The 13,273-nt window shown below is 71.6% G+C and carries 12 protein-coding genes and 1 pseudogene; 8 read left to right on the top strand and 5 right to left on the bottom strand.

All coding sequences use genetic code 11. The features are described from left to right. Both Q1N79_RS15295 and Q1N79_RS15290 read left to right on the top strand, forming a co-directional pair. Positions 1–1,596 (top strand): LCP family protein (locus tag Q1N79_RS15295; protein ID WP_300609634.1); only part of this gene is annotated, 1,596 nt, incomplete at its 5' end. A gap of 37 nt (positions 1,597–1,633) precedes the next feature. Continuing rightward, complete coding sequence (locus tag Q1N79_RS15290) at positions 1,634–2,050, top strand: cobalamin B12-binding domain-containing protein (protein WP_300609632.1); 417 nt, start codon at positions 1,634–1,636, stop codon at positions 2,048–2,050. Between the two features lie 5 nt (positions 2,051–2,055). Here Q1N79_RS15290 and Q1N79_RS15285 read toward each other — a convergent pair whose 3' ends face one another. The 3 genes from Q1N79_RS15285 to sucC form a co-directional block, all read right to left on the bottom strand. Continuing rightward, on the bottom strand, positions 2,056–3,693 hold the full coding sequence (locus Q1N79_RS15285; protein ID WP_300609631.1) for an alpha/beta hydrolase: 1,638 nt from the start codon (positions 3,691–3,693) through the stop codon (positions 2,056–2,058). A gap of 123 nt (positions 3,694–3,816) precedes the next feature. Next, positions 3,817–4,704: a succinate--CoA ligase subunit alpha gene (gene sucD, locus Q1N79_RS15280; protein WP_300609629.1), complete on the bottom strand. Its 888-nt coding sequence runs from the start codon at positions 4,702–4,704 to the stop codon at positions 3,817–3,819. 1 nt (position 4,705) lies between these two features. Further along, the gene (gene sucC, locus Q1N79_RS15275) at positions 4,706–5,896 is read right to left on the bottom strand and encodes an ADP-forming succinate--CoA ligase subunit beta (protein WP_300609627.1); all 1,191 of its coding nucleotides are present in this window, start codon (positions 5,894–5,896) and stop codon (positions 4,706–4,708) included. Positions 5,897–6,233: 337 nt separating this feature from the next. Here sucC and Q1N79_RS15270 point away from each other — a divergent pair, with 337 nt between their 5' ends. Beyond that, positions 6,234–7,517, top strand: coding sequence for a DUF6350 family protein (locus tag Q1N79_RS15270; RefSeq protein ID WP_300609625.1), 1,284 nt, complete (start codon positions 6,234–6,236; stop codon positions 7,515–7,517). 184 nt (positions 7,518–7,701) lie between these two features. Here Q1N79_RS15270 and Q1N79_RS15265 read toward each other — a convergent pair whose 3' ends face one another. After that, positions 7,702–8,187 carry a hypothetical protein gene (locus Q1N79_RS15265; protein WP_300609623.1) on the bottom strand — a complete coding sequence of 162 codons (486 nt, stop codon included), beginning with the start codon at positions 8,185–8,187 and terminating at the stop codon, positions 7,702–7,704. Between the two features lie 36 nt (positions 8,188–8,223). Here Q1N79_RS15265 and purN point away from each other — a divergent pair, with 36 nt between their 5' ends. The 5 genes and pseudogenes from purN to Q1N79_RS15240 form a co-directional block, all read left to right on the top strand. Further along, positions 8,224–8,841, top strand: a complete 618-nt coding sequence (gene purN, locus Q1N79_RS15260) for a phosphoribosylglycinamide formyltransferase (RefSeq protein ID WP_300609621.1) — start codon at positions 8,224–8,226, stop codon at positions 8,839–8,841. Continuing rightward, the gene (gene purH / locus Q1N79_RS15255) at positions 8,838–10,412 is read left to right on the top strand and encodes a bifunctional phosphoribosylaminoimidazolecarboxamide formyltransferase/IMP cyclohydrolase (RefSeq protein ID WP_300609619.1); all 1,575 of its coding nucleotides are present in this window, start codon (positions 8,838–8,840) and stop codon (positions 10,410–10,412) included. Before purN ends, purH begins: the two co-directional genes overlap by 4 nt. An 8-nt stretch (positions 10,413–10,420) precedes the next feature. Then, positions 10,421–11,281 carry a bifunctional methylenetetrahydrofolate dehydrogenase/methenyltetrahydrofolate cyclohydrolase gene (locus Q1N79_RS15250; RefSeq protein ID WP_300609617.1) on the top strand — a complete coding sequence of 287 codons (861 nt, stop codon included), beginning with the start codon at positions 10,421–10,423 and terminating at the stop codon, positions 11,279–11,281. A gap of 48 nt (positions 11,282–11,329) precedes the next feature. Then, positions 11,330–12,106 (top strand): electron transfer flavoprotein subunit beta/FixA family protein, encoded by a 777-nt coding sequence (locus tag Q1N79_RS15245; protein WP_300609615.1) that lies wholly within the window; start codon positions 11,330–11,332, stop codon positions 12,104–12,106. A 16-nt stretch (positions 12,107–12,122) separates the two neighbouring features. Next, a pseudogene (locus Q1N79_RS15240) lies at positions 12,123–13,082 on the top strand (electron transfer flavoprotein subunit alpha/FixB family protein); the annotation flags it as partial. A gap of 9 nt (positions 13,083–13,091) precedes the next feature. On the opposite strand, the gene Q1N79_RS15235 reads toward Q1N79_RS15240, so the two are convergent. Further along, complete coding sequence (locus Q1N79_RS15235; RefSeq protein WP_300609636.1) at positions 13,092–13,223, bottom strand: aldehyde dehydrogenase family protein; 132 nt, start codon at positions 13,221–13,223, stop codon at positions 13,092–13,094. Positions 13,224–13,273: the final 50 nt, after the last annotated feature.

Here is a 13,273-nt window from a genome sequence, read left to right as displayed (position 1 = left end):
GAGGAGATGGCGATGTTCAGCGGGCACGGCGGGGCGATCGCCGCCAAGACCGGATACGCGCTCGGCTGCGTGCTCGCCTCGCTGGTCATGGTGGTGAGCGGCTTCGCCTACTACGTCAAGAGCCAGGTCGACGGCATCGGCGGCTCGAACGTGATCTCGGGCAGCCCGTCGGTCGGCGCGATGAACATCCTGCTGATGGGGCTGGAAAGCCGTACCTACTGGAACGGGGACCCGCTGCCCAGGGGCCTTGAGGACATCATGGACATCGGGGACCAGGGCGGAAACGCGACCAACACGCTGATCCTCATCCACATCTTCGCCGGCGGGCAGAAGGCCGTCGGCTTTTCCATCCCGCGCGACGACTGGGTCAACATGGTCGGCACCGACGGCTACGGCGGGGCCCAGGGCAAGATCGACCAGGCGTACGGCTTCGCCATGGCCAACGCGGCGAACAACCTCGTCGGCTCGCACCTGAACCAGGACGAGCTCGCCTACCAGGAGAACGAGGCGGGACGGCTGGCGGAGATAGAGACGGTCGAGGCGCTCACCGGCGTGACAATCAACCACTTCGCCGAGCTCAACCTGGACGGGTTCTACGAGCTCGCCAACGTCTTCGGCGGTGTCGAGGTGTGCGTGAAGCCGGAGGACGGCGGCGAGAACCTCACCGACTCCAACTCCGGCTGGAACGCCATCGCTGACGGGTACAACCTGAGCAAGGGCGGGAGCCAGTACCTGCACCTGGACGCCGCGCAGACGCTGGCGTTCGTGCGGGACCGTGACTCGCTCGCGAACGGCGACCTGGACCGCACCCACCGCCAGCAGGCCGTCATCGACTACGTGACCTGGAAGCTGAAGACGCAGGGCGTGCTCACCGACCTCGGCGAGCTGAGCTCGCTGCTCACGATCGCCAGGCAGTACCTGATCACCGACCGCAGCTGGAACATCCTGGACTTCCTCTCCGAGATGAAGAGCCTGTCGGGGAGCAACATGACGTTCACCACGCTGCCGATCACGGGGTACGCGAGCATCGACGGCCAGGACGTGAACACGGTGAACACGAGCTACATCAAGCAGGTGGTGCACAACGCGTTCTACCCGCCGCCGGCGCCCAAGCCGAGCCCCCGCAAGTCCGCCACGGCCAAGGCGGCCACGCAGGCCGCGTCGCTGGCGCCAAGCGCCACCGCCGTGGACGTGTACAACGGGGGCTACACCGCAGGCCTGGCCGCGGACCTGTCCCAGGCGCTGATCTCGGCCGGCTTCAAGGCGGGCGCGGTCGGCAACATCCCCACGCAGTCGACGACCGAGGTGCTGTACGGCATCGGCGCCGCGGCGAGCGCGCAGCGCATCGCCGGGTACTTCCTCGGCGTGACCGCGAGCCCGAGCCCGACGGTCGCGGCCGGCCATGTCGAGGTGCTGCTCGGGACCGACGCGACCTCGGTGCCGACGTCGATCGGCTCGGCTACGGCCACCGCCACCCCGGCCAGCTCGCCGTCGCCGGCTGCCACCGAGCTCAACCCCGCCGACAGCAACGGGGCCAGCGGGGGCAGCGTGACCGTCGCGCCAAACGCCCCGTACGGCATTCCCTGCGTGTACTGACCGTCGGCGGCGCCGCTACCCTGGTTGGGGAGGCACTGTGGCAGACACATCGTGCAAGATCCGCGTCATCGTGGCCAAGGCCGGACTTGACGGCCACGACCGCGGGGCGAAAGTCGTGGCGCGCGCGCTGCGCGACGCCGGCGTGGAGGTCATCTACACCGGGCTGCACCAGACCCCTGAGCAGATCGTGGCGGCCGCCATCCAGGAGGACGTGGACGCGGTCGGCCTGTCCGTGCTCTCCGGCGCCCACATGACGCTGTTCGCCCGCGTCATCGAGCTGCTGACCGAGGCGGGCGCCGCCGACATCGTGGTGTTCGGTGGCGGGATCATCCCGGACGCCGACATCGCCGCGCTGACCGCGATGGGCGTCGCGAAGATCTTCACGCCGGGCGCGCCGACCAGCGAGATCGTCGCCTGGGTCCGCGAAGCGCTAGGCCCCCGCCGCGCCGCCTAGCGCGGTCAGAGGCTGGCGGCGCTGAAGGGCTGCTGGTCCGGCTGGCAGGTGGTTCCCGGGGGCGGCAGCGTGCCGCTGATGAAGTAGCTGGCCTCGTAGTCCTGGATGCAAGTGCTCGGGTTGTTCAGGGCCGTGTGGCCGTAGCCGTCCAGGGTCAGCAGCCTGGCGTCGGCCAGCTGGCTGGCCATGATCAGGGAGTCCTGATACGGGGTGTTCGGGTCGTAGCTGTTGCCGATCAGGAGCAGGGTATGGGCGGTGGGCTGGTTCCACGGGCCGAAGTAGCCGTCGGCGTCGGTGGCCTGCCATCCTGAGCACGGTTCGTCCTGCCACGCTATGTACTGGGCGACGGGGCCGACCTGGGCGCTGGCCAGGTCGGCTTCGGCCCGGTAGTCGGCCGGGTTCTCCGGGTTGGGGCTGTCCGCGCACAAGATCGCATATGCCTGCTCAAGGGCGACCGTCGGAGGGGCAGGCTGGACCGGTTTCGCCTCGCCGCCGCCGGTGCGGGCGAGGTTCCACAGTGTCTGCAGGACGAACGCGCCGTATGCCCAGCCGGGGGCCAGGTTGGGCACCGGCTGGACGACTTGCAGGATCTGGGTGATGAACGACACGGTGAAGGCGTAGGTGAACGTGGTCGCGGGGGCCGCCGGGGTCGTCTTCCCGAAGGCCGGAATCGAGGTGGTCACCGGGCGGACACGCAGGTAGTCAAGCAGCTGCGCGTATTTCGCCTCGGTGGCCGCGGCGGTCCCGGCCGAGAACGCGCAGTCGGTCGTGGGGGCTTGCCCGCACAGGCTCAGGAACTGCCCCATGGTCGCCGCCGCGCCGAGCTCGGTCCTTATCCGCAGGGAGGTGCTGAGCGGGATGCCGTCTGCCTGCCTGGGTGTGGTCCAGCCGATGGGATCGACGTTGCCGTCAAGCACCATCGCGCCGACCTTGCTCGGGAACAGGTTGGCGTAGGTGGCGCCCAGGTAGGTGCCGTAGGAGACACCGAGGTAGTTCAGCACCGGGTCGCCGACCGCCTGGCGGAGCAGGTCCAGGTCACGCGCCGTGTCGGCGGTGGAGATGTGCGCGAGCAGCGCGGCGTTGTCCTGCTCGCAGCGCTGGGCGAACTGCGTGAACAGCGAGATCCAGGTGGCCTGCTGGGCTGGCCCGACAGGGAACCCGGCGGGCAGGTCGGTGAAGAAGTCAGCCTCGGCCGCCTGGCTGGGGAAGCATTGCACCGCGGTGCTGTTGCCGACGCCGCGCGGGTCCCAGCTGATGATGTCGAACCGCTGCCGCACCGCGGCAGGGAACAGCGGGTACTCCACCGGCAGGGCGGTGGTCCCGGCATCAGCCGGGCCACCCGGGTTATAGAACAGCGACCCGATCCGGCGGGAAGGATCGGTCGCCGGGTGCATGATCACGGCGAGCGTGATCAGCTGCCCGTGCGGCTGCTGGTAGTCAAGGGGCACCTGCGCGGTCGCGCATTCGAAGCCGGCCTCGCCGGGGCAGGGCTGCCAGTTCAGCACCGGCACCGCCGGCCCGCCCAGAGCCGCCGTCCGCGCTCCGGTCGCGGCCGCCGCCGGCAGGACCGTGGCCAGCAGGCCCGCGACCGCCACTGCCGCCCCTGCCAGCAGCCAGCGGGCACGCCGGAATTGACCGCTCATCGTCTGCCCTTCCCCCGTCGCCGCTCGCGGCCGGACAGCGTCGCGGACGTGCGGCTGCTTGCCAATCCCCCCGGCAGCAATACCCCGATCCGGCGCCCAGGTAACCGGCGCGGGGGAGCGGTGCTAGGCCGAGCGCACCACCTCGCGGATCAGCGCGGCCGTCTCGCTGGGGGTCTTGCCGACGCGCACGCCGGCCTTCTCAAGCGCCTCCTTCTTCGCCTGGGCGGTGCCCGAGGAACCCGAGATGATCGCGCCCGCGTGCCCCATCGTCTTGCCTTCAGGCGCGGTGAACCCGGCCACGTAGCCGACGACCGGCTTGGTGACGTTCTGCTCGATGAACGCCGCGGCCCGCTCCTCGGCGTCCCCGCCGATCTCGCCGATCATCACGATCGCCGCCGTCTCCGGGTCATCCTGGAAAGCCCGCAGGCAGTCGATGTGCGTGGTGCCGATCACCGGGTCGCCGCCGATGCCCACCGCGGTGGAGAAGCCGATGTCCCGCAGCTCGTACATCATCTGGTAGGTCAGCGTGCCGGACTTGGACACCAGGCCGATCATGCCCTCGCTGGTGATGTCGGCCGGGATGATGCCCACGTTGGACTTGCCCGGCGAGGCGATGCCCGGGCAGTTCGGGCCGACGAGCCGCGTGGCGTTGCCCGCCTCGACCGCGCGCGCCCAGAACTCGGCCGTGTCGTGCACGGGGATGCCCTCGGTGATCACGATGCACAGCGGGATCCGCGCCTCGATCGCCTCGATGACCGCCGCCTTGGTGCCGGAGGCGGGGACGAACACCACGGAGACATCCGCCCCGGTCGCCGCCATCGTCTCAGCCACGGTGCCGAAGACGGGAACTGACTGTCCGTTCAGCTCAATCGTCTGTCCGGCCTTCTTCGGGTTGGTGCCGCCCACCACCGCAGTGCCCGCGGCGAGCATCCGCGCGCCGTGCTTACGGCCTTCGGCGCCGGTGATGCCCTGGATCAGCACCCGGCTCTGCTCGGTCAGCCAGATCGCCACCTCATGCTCCCTTCGCGGCGGCCAGCTCGGCCGCGCGGCGCGCCGCGCCGTCCATCGTGTCCACCCGCTCGACCCCCGGCAGGCTCGCCTCGGACAGGATGCGCCTGCCCTCCGCCGCGTTGTTGCCGTCCAGCCGGACCACGATCGGCCGGTCGACCGGCTCGCCGCGCTCGGCCAGCATGGCGAACGCGGACACGATCCCGTTGGCGACCGCGTCGCACGCGGTGATGCCGCCGAAGACGTTCACGAACACGGCCCTGACGCTCGGGTCGGACAGCACGATCTCCAGGCCGTTGGCCATCACCTCGGCGGACGCGCCGCCGCCGATGTCAAGGAAGTTCGCCGGGCGGACCCCGCCGAACGACTCGCCGGCGTAGGCCACGACGTCGAGGGTGGACATCACCAGCCCCGCGCCGTTGCCGATGATGCCGACCTGGCCGTCGAGCTTCACGTAGTTGAGGTGCCTGGCCTTGGCCCGCGCCTCGATCGGGTCGGTCGAGCTGGCGTCGGCGAACCGCTCGTGGTCCTGGCGGAAGGCGGCGTTGTCGTCGAGCGTGACCTTGCCGTCAAGGGCGAGCACCCGGCCGTCCGGGGTCGCCGCCATCGGGTTCACCTCGACGAGGGTCGCGTCCTCGTCGGTGAACATGGCCCACAGCCGTTCGGCGAGCACGGCGGCCTGCTCCGCGGCCTCCTCAGGGATGCGCCCGGCCTCGATGATCTCCAGCGCCTTCGCGTGGTCCACCCCGGACAGCGGCGAGATCGGGATGCGGGCGATCGCGTCCGGGTTGCTGTGCGCCACCTCCTCGATCTCCACACCGCCCTCGACCGAGCAGATCGACATGAACGTCCGGTTCGCCCTGTCCAGCAGGAACGACAGGTAGTACTCCGCCTTGATGTCCGTGGCCTCAGCGATCAGCACCTTGTGGACGGTGTGACCCTTGATGTCCATGCCGATGATGCGCTCGGCCTTCTCGTAGGCGTCGGCCGGCCCGTCGGCCAGCTTCACCCCGCCGGCCTTTCCGCGCCCGCCGGTTTTCACCTGCGCCTTCACTACGACTTGCGGGGTGCCTTCGGCCGCGAACGCGGTGGTGATTTCCCGCGCCTGTTCGGCGGTGTCGGCGACCTTGTCTTTCGGCACGGGAACGCCGTACTCGGCAAAGAGTTCCTTAGCCTGATACTCAAACAGGTCCACTGGGGGTCCGATCTCGGTCCGTTGCTTTGCGTCTGGTTGCCGCCGCGTGAGAAGCGGGGTTCACAAGCAGCGTAGCCGTTGCGCCGCGGCGGGCGCTGCCCAGGGGAGCAGACGGCAGGCGTGTGAGCGCACTCTCAGCTGACGGCGCCGTCCCCTGCCGCGGCGTGGCTGCGTGCCGTTTGCCCCGTCGGTTGCCAGGATGGGCGTTGTGAAGGGTGTGCCGCCTCCGGGGGGCGCTGCCTCCCCCGGGGGCCAACCCCCCGAAGGCCCCCCGCATGGGGGGACTGCCCGTCCCCCCATCGCTCCCTGGCCTGTTGGCCCGGGCAGGCCGATGCTGATGGCGGGCGGCGCTGCCGCGCTCGCGGCCGCCGCGGGCGGGCTCGCGGTGCTGGTCACGCTGACCGCGGTCGGCTGGATCACCGCTCCGCACGTCGGGCTCGGCGGCGGTCTGGCCGGCGTGCTGCGCTCCGCCGGCGTCCTGTGGCTCGTGGCGCACCACGTCGAGGTGACGGTTCGCGGGGTCGGCCGGATCGGGCTGCTGCCGCTCGGCCTGGTGCTGCTGCCCGGCGTGCTGCTCGAGCGGGCCGGGCGCTGGATGACGCACGGGGGCCACGTGACCCGGCTGCGGCACGTGGGCTACGCGGCCCTGGCGATCGCGTTGCCTTACGCGCTGTTCACGGGTGCCGTCGCGGTGGCGAGCCGGACTCCGGCGGCGTCGGCCTCGCTGTGGCAGGCGGTCATCGCCGGCTTCCTGCTCGCCCTCCTCGCCGGCGGGCTCGGCGCGGCGCGCGCCCTGGCGCCCTGGCGAAAGCTCGCCGCGCTGCTGCCGCCGCGGCCGCGTTCGGTCGTCCTGGGCATGGTGACGGCGCTGGCGGTGCTGACCGCCTGCGGCGCGCTGCTGGCCGGGGCATCGCTGGCCGTCCACCTGCACGCCTACCGGCAGGCGGTGACCTCGCTGTCGCCCGGACCCGCCGGGTCCGCGCTGCTGCTGATCGCCGGGCTCAGCTATCTGCCCAACTCCGTCATCTGGGCAATCGCCTACCTGCTCGGGCCAGGATTCTCTTTCGGCCTCGGCACGGGGGTGGCGCCGTCCGCGTCGGCGCTCGGCGCGGTTCCCGCGTTTCCGCTGCTCGCCGCCCTCCCGGCCGGGACGAAGGCAGCGTTCCCGCCCTGGCTGGGCTTTTTCGTGCTCGCCGCGCCGTACCTGGCCGGCGCGCTCGCCGGCCTGATGACCGTGCGGATCGCGCCGACGCCCACGCTGGAGGCGGCGCCGCTATGGGGGCTGCTCACCGGCTCGCTCGCCGGAGTTGTCATCGGGTTCGGCGCGAAGCTCTCCGGCGGCCCGCTCGGCGCGGGGCGGCTCGCCTCGGTGGGGCCGTCCGGCGCGGAGGTCGCGCTGGTCGCGGTCCTGGAGGTCGGCGTGACGGCCGCGGTGGTGGCGGGTGCCGCCAACTGGCTGCTGCTGCGGCACCACATCCGCAAGCTCGCCGTCCCTGCCAGGCAGCACGCGCGGGCCGGCCTGGCCCCGGCCGCCGTCGTCCCGCAAACCCGTGACGAGACCGACGACGCGGGCGGCCACCGCATCTACTACGACCCCTGGGCGGGCCAGCGGGGCGACTAGCCCCCGCTCCGGTCGCTACCCCGACCTCCCCGATTGGGCCAGTTGCGCCAACGGCCCGGCTGTATCGGGCCAGCTGCGCCAACGGCCCAATTGCCTCTCGGCGGCCCGACCCGGCGGCGCGTGCGAAGTGGACAGGTAAGGCCATTGTTACGTGTGGTACAGCCCCCTGCGAACGAGAGGCCCGTCAGCCGCCGAGGATGCCGACCTCGGAGCCGACCGAGTTGTTCAGCTGCTGCTGGCACGCCTGCTGCGCGCTCACCGTGTTCGCGCCCGCCATGCAGGCGGAGTACTGCGTCAGCTGCGGCCAGAACATCGCGAAGCCGATCAGCACCAGCCCGCTGAACGCGCAGGCGACCGCGCCGAGAATCGTGGCGAGGACCGCCCCGCGGGGACGGCCGCTGCCGCCGCGCCGCGCCCGCGACATGGCCGAGATCGAGAGCCACAGGGCGATCGCGGCGATCGCGAGGGCCACGGCGACAACGACGACGCCACGCCGCACGTTGCCGGTCATCATCATCATGCCGAACAGGCTGATGAAGGCGAGCAACAGCGCGGCCCAGGAGCGCTGCTGCAGCACGGGGTCCGCCGGGGCGCGCGGCGGTCGCGCCCGGGGCGGTGCGAACATCGGCTGCCGGGGAGGAGTCTGCTGCCGGTCTGTGAATCTGGCCATCGCCTCTATTTTGCAGTACGGATTAGGGTGACTGCCATGGACGCCAGGCTCGTCGTGCTCGTTTCCGGGGAAGGGACGAACCTGCAGGCGCTGATCGACGCCTGCGCCGATCCCGCTTACGGCGCGGCGGTCGTCGCGGTGGGCGCCGACCGCGACGACATCGGCGGACTGCGCCGGGCCCGCGAGGCGGGCATCCCCGCCTTCGTGCTCAAGGTCGCGGACTTCGCCTCGCGCGAGGCCTGGGATCGCGAGCTAGCGGCCCGCTGCGCGCAGCACCTGCCTGACCTGGTCATCTGCGCGGGTTTCATGAAGCTCGTCGGCAAGGCGTTCCTCGGTCGCTTCGCGGGCCGCTGCCTGAACACGCATCCCGCGCTGCTACCGTCGTTTCCTGGCATGCACGGCGTGCGGGACGCCCTCGACTACGGGGTCAAGGTGACCGGCTGCACGGTGTTCCTCGTGGACGAGGGCGTGGACGCCGGCCCCGTGCTCGCGCAGGCCTGCGTCCCGGTTAACGACGACGATGACGAGGCGGCGCTGCACGAGCGCATCAAGGTCGCCGAACGCGCGTTGCTCGTCGACACGGTGGGCAGGATGGCCCGCGAGGGCTGGTCGGTGACCGGGGAGACCGGCAGGAAGGTAAGGATCGGCAGTTGACTCGGATCCCGATCAGGCGGGCGCTGATCAGCGTCTACGACAAGGCCGGTCTTGGCGAGCTGGCCCGCGCGCTGCACGAGTACCAGGTGGAGATCGTCTCTACCGGCACGACCGCCAGGGCCGTCGAGGCGGCCGGAGTTCCGGTCACGACAGTGGAGGACCTCACCGGCTTCCCTGAATGCCTGGACGGGCGGGTGAAGACCCTGCACCCGCGGGTGCACGCGGGCCTGCTCGCCGACATGGCCAGCCCCGCGCACGAGCAGCAGCTCAAGGACCTCGGGATAGAGCCATTCCAGCTGCTCGTCTCGAACCTGTACCCGTTCGGGCAGACGGTGGCCTCGGGCGCGAAGGACGCCGAGGTCATCGAGCAGATCGACATCGGCGGCCCGGCGATGGTCCGCGCCGCCGCCAAGAACCACGCCAGCGTCGCGGTCGTCACGAGCCCGATCCAGTACGCGCAGGCGCGGCACGCGCTCGGCGCGGGCGGCTTCACCGCCGGCGAGCGCCGTCGCCTCGCCGCCGCGGCGTTCGCGCACACGGCGGCCTACGACGCCGCGGTCGCGTCCTGGTTCGCCTCCGCGTACGCCCCCGACGAGACCGCGCGGGAGACCGGGTGGCCAGATGTCACCGCCGCGGTGTGGGAAAGAAAAGATGTCCTCCGCTACGGGGAGAACCCGCACCAGCGATCGGCCCTTTATTTCTCCCGAACGATCCCGGCCGACTCTGGCATCGCCAATGCTGAAGTCCTGCACGGCAAGGCCATGTCGTACAACAACTACGTCGACGCCGATGCCGCGCGCCGCGCGGCCTTCGACTTCGGCGAGCCGTGCGTGGCGATCATCAAGCACTCCAACCCGTGCGGCATCGCGATCGGGGCGGACCTCGCCGACGCGTACGCCAAGGCGTACGCGTGCGACCCGGTGTCGGCGTACGGCGGCGTGATCGCGGCCAACGGGACCGTGACCGCGCGGATGGCCGGCCAGGTCATCGACGGGTTCGCCGAGGTCGTGATCGCCCCGGACTTCGCGGCCGGGGCGCTGCAGATCCTGACGGGGAAATGGAAGAACGTCCGGCTGCTGCGCTGCGCCCCGCCGGCCCGTTCCGCGCACACCGAATGGCGGCAGGTGAGCGGCGGCGTCCTCCTGCAGTCGGCCGACCTGGTCGACGCCCCCGGCGACGACCCGGCGGGCTGGGAGCTGGCGGCGGGCGCCCCCGCCGACAGCCCGACGCTCGCCGACCTGGCGTTCGCCTGGCGCGCGTGCCGCGCGGTGAAGTCGAACGCGATCCTGCTCGCCTCCGGCGGCGCGTCGGTGGGCGTGGGCATGGGCCAGGTGAACCGGGTGGACGCGGCGCGGCTGGCTGTGGCCAGAGCCGGAAACAGGGCGGCCGGATCTGTGGCCGCGTCTGACGCGTTCTTCCCGTTTTCTGACGGTTTCGAGATACTCGCGGAGGCGGGTGTCCGCGCGGTCGCCGAGCCGGGCGGCTCCGTCCGGGATGCCAGCGTGGTGGCCGCCGCCGAGGCCGCGGGCGTGACGCTGTACTTCACCGGAGTCCGGCACTTCTACCACTAGGAGCCCATATGACAGCGTCGATTCTGGACGGGAAGGCCACGGCCGCGCAGGTGCGCGCGGACCTGAAGGAGCGGGTCGCGGCACTGGCCGCCCGCGGCATCACGCCCGGGCTCGGCACGATCCTCGTCGGGGACGACCCGGGCAGCCACGCCTACGTGGGCGGCAAGCACCGGGACTGCGCCCAGGTCGGGATCGCGTCGATCCGCCGTGACCTGCCGGCCGACGCGACCCAGGCGCAGGTGGAAGAGGCGGTCGCGGAGCTGAACGCCGACCCCGCGTGCACCGGCTACATCGTCCAGCTTCCGCTGCCCGCCGGGCTGGACGACAAGCGCGTGCTGCACCTGATGGATCCCGACAAGGACGCGGACGGCCTGCACCCGGTCAACCTGGGCAGGCTCGTGCTCGGCGAGGACGGCCCGCTGCCGTGCACACCGCACGGCATCGTCGTGCTGCTGCGCCAGTACGGGGTGGAGATCGCCGGCGCCGAGGTCACGATCGTGGGCCGCGGCATCACGGTGGGCCGGGCGCTCGGGCTGCTGCTCACCCGGCGGTCGGAGAACGCCACGGTCACGCTGTGCCACACCGGCACCAAGGACCTCGCCGCGCACACGCGCGCCGCGGACATCGTCGTCGTCGCGGCCGGCCGGCCGGGGCTGTTGACCGCGGAGATGGTGCGGCCCGGCGCGGCAGTCCTCGACGTCGGCATCACCCGCACCGAGGCCGGCCTGGTCGGGGACGTCGCTCCCGACGTGGCCGAAGTCGCCGGATGGATCGCCCCGATGCCCGGCGGCGTCGGCCCGATGACCCGCGCGATGCTGCTGGCCAACGTCGTCGAGGCAGCCGAGCGGAAACTTGCTACTAGCGAGTAACATAGATTTCTGACGGAAGTCCATCACGGAGGAGGGGCAGCGTTGTCCATGAACATCGTCGTCTGCGTTAAGCAGGTGCCGGATACCGCGGTGGAGCGGACGCTGCGGCCGGATGGGACGCTGGACCGGGCTGCGGTTGACGGGCTGATCAATGAGCTGGATGAGTACGCGATCGAGGAGGGGCTGCGGATCGCGGAGGCGCACGGGGGTGAGGTGACGGTGTTGTCGATGGGCCCGGCGAGGGCGGCGGAGTCGGTCCGCAAGGCGCTGTCGATGGGGGCGGGCAGGGCGGTGCACCTGGCCGATGAGGCGCTGGCCGGATCGGACGCGCTGGCCACCTCGTATGCGATGGCGCGGGTGCTGGCGGTGATCGGGTTCGACCTGGTGATCTGCGGGTCGGAGTCGACCGACGCGCGGACCGGGGTGCTGCCGGCGATGCTGGCCGAGCGGCTGGGGGTGGCGCAGCTGACGCTGGCGTCGAAGGTCGAGATCGACGGGACCGCGGTGAGGATCCGCCGGGTGTCGGACGAGGGGTATGACGTGGTGGCCGGGCAGCTGCCGGCGGTGGTCAGCGTGGTGGAGAAGATCAACGAGCCGCGCTACCCCTCGTTCAAGGGGATCATGGCGGCCAAGAAGAAGCCGGTGCAGGCCCTGTCCCTGGCCGGGGCGGGCATCGACCCGGCCCTGGCCGGCCTGGGCGGCTCGGCGACCGCGGTAGCGGGCTTCGCGGCCCGCCCGCCGCGGGCGGCCGGGGTGGTGGTCAGGGACGAGGGGGACGGCGGCGCGAGGATAGCCGCGTTCCTGGCCGGGCGGAAGTTCATCTGAAGGGGGAGGGGGACACATGGCTGAGGTGCTGGTGCTCGCGGAGCACTCTGGCGGGGAGGTCAGGAAGGTCACCTGCGAGCTGCTGACCGCGGCGGCCCGGCTCGGCGAGCCCGCGGCGGTGTGGGCCGGGCCGGGCGCGGACGAGGCAAGGGCACGGCTGGCCGAGTACGGCGCCGCCCGCGTCTACGTGGCCGGCTCCGCCGAGTTCGGCGAGTACCCGGTGGCCCCGAAGGCGGAGCTGCTCGCCCGGCTGGTGGCGGACAGGGCGCCCGCGGCGGTGCTGATCGCCGGCACCGCCGAGGGCAAGGAGATCGCGGGCCGGCTCGCGGTCAAGACGAACTCCGGCGTGCTCACCGACGCCGTCGACGTGGCCGCCGGCCCGGACGGGACCCCGGTCGCCGTCCAGGCGAACTTCGGCGGCGCGATCACCGTGCACGCCACCGTCACCAGGGGCACCCCCATCATCGCCATCCGCCCGAACGCGATCACCGCCCAGCCCGCCCCCGGCCCGGCCGAGATCGTCCCGGTGACCTTCGCCGCCAGCGGCGCCGCCAAGACGGCCAGGATCATCGAGCACGTGGTCGCGGACAAGGGCGCGCGGCCGGACCTGACCGAAGCCCAGATCATCGTCTCCGGCGGCCGCGGCACCGGCTCCGCCGAGGGCTTTAAGATCATCGAGGACCTCGCCGACGCCCTCGGCGCCGCCGTCGGCGCCTCCCGCGCGGTCACCGACGCCGGCTGGTACCCCCACCAGTTCCAGGTCGGCCAGACCGGCAAAACCGTCTCCCCCCAGCTCTACCTGGCCGCCGGCATCTCCGGCGCCATCCAGCACCGGGCCGGCATGCAAACCTCCAAAACCATCATCGCCATCAACAAAGACCCCGACGCCCCCATCTTCGACATCGCCGACCTCGGCATCGCCGGCGACCTGTTCACCGTCATCCCCCAGCTACTCGACGAGATCGGCGCCGGAAAACGCCTCCCGTTACAGCTGCGTGTCCGCGTACCTGGTCGTGGGGCCGTCGAGCAGCACGGTCTTGGACTCCAGGAAGGGCAGCAGTCCCTCGCGCCCGCCCTCGCGCCCGATGCCGGACTGCTTGAACCCGCCGAACCCGATGCCGGAATCCGACTTGAACCCGTTGTGCCCGACGGTCCCGGCGCGGAGCT

The organism is Trebonia sp. (assembly GCF_030042015.1).
Classification (GTDB): Bacteria; Actinomycetota; Actinomycetes; order Streptosporangiales; family Streptosporangiaceae; genus Trebonia.
This window is presented reverse-complemented; position numbering and strand designations above follow the sequence as displayed.

Coding starts and splice junctions, on each gene's coding strand:
- Q1N79_RS15285 (WP_300609631.1), bottom strand. CDS start 3,693: ATGAGCGGTCAATTCCGGCGTGCCCGCTGGCTGCTGGCAGGGGCGGCA.
- Q1N79_RS15270 (WP_300609625.1), top strand. CDS start 6,234: ATGGCGGGCGGCGCTGCCGCGCTCGCGGCCGCCGCGGGCGGGCTCGCG.
- Q1N79_RS15265 (WP_300609623.1), bottom strand. CDS start 8,187: ATGGCCAGATTCACAGACCGGCAGCAGACTCCTCCCCGGCAGCCGATG.
- purN (WP_300609621.1), top strand. CDS start 8,224: ATGGACGCCAGGCTCGTCGTGCTCGTTTCCGGGGAAGGGACGAACCTG.
- Q1N79_RS15250 (WP_300609617.1), top strand. CDS start 10,421: ATGACAGCGTCGATTCTGGACGGGAAGGCCACGGCCGCGCAGGTGCGC.
- Q1N79_RS15245 (WP_300609615.1), top strand. CDS start 11,330: ATGAACATCGTCGTCTGCGTTAAGCAGGTGCCGGATACCGCGGTGGAG.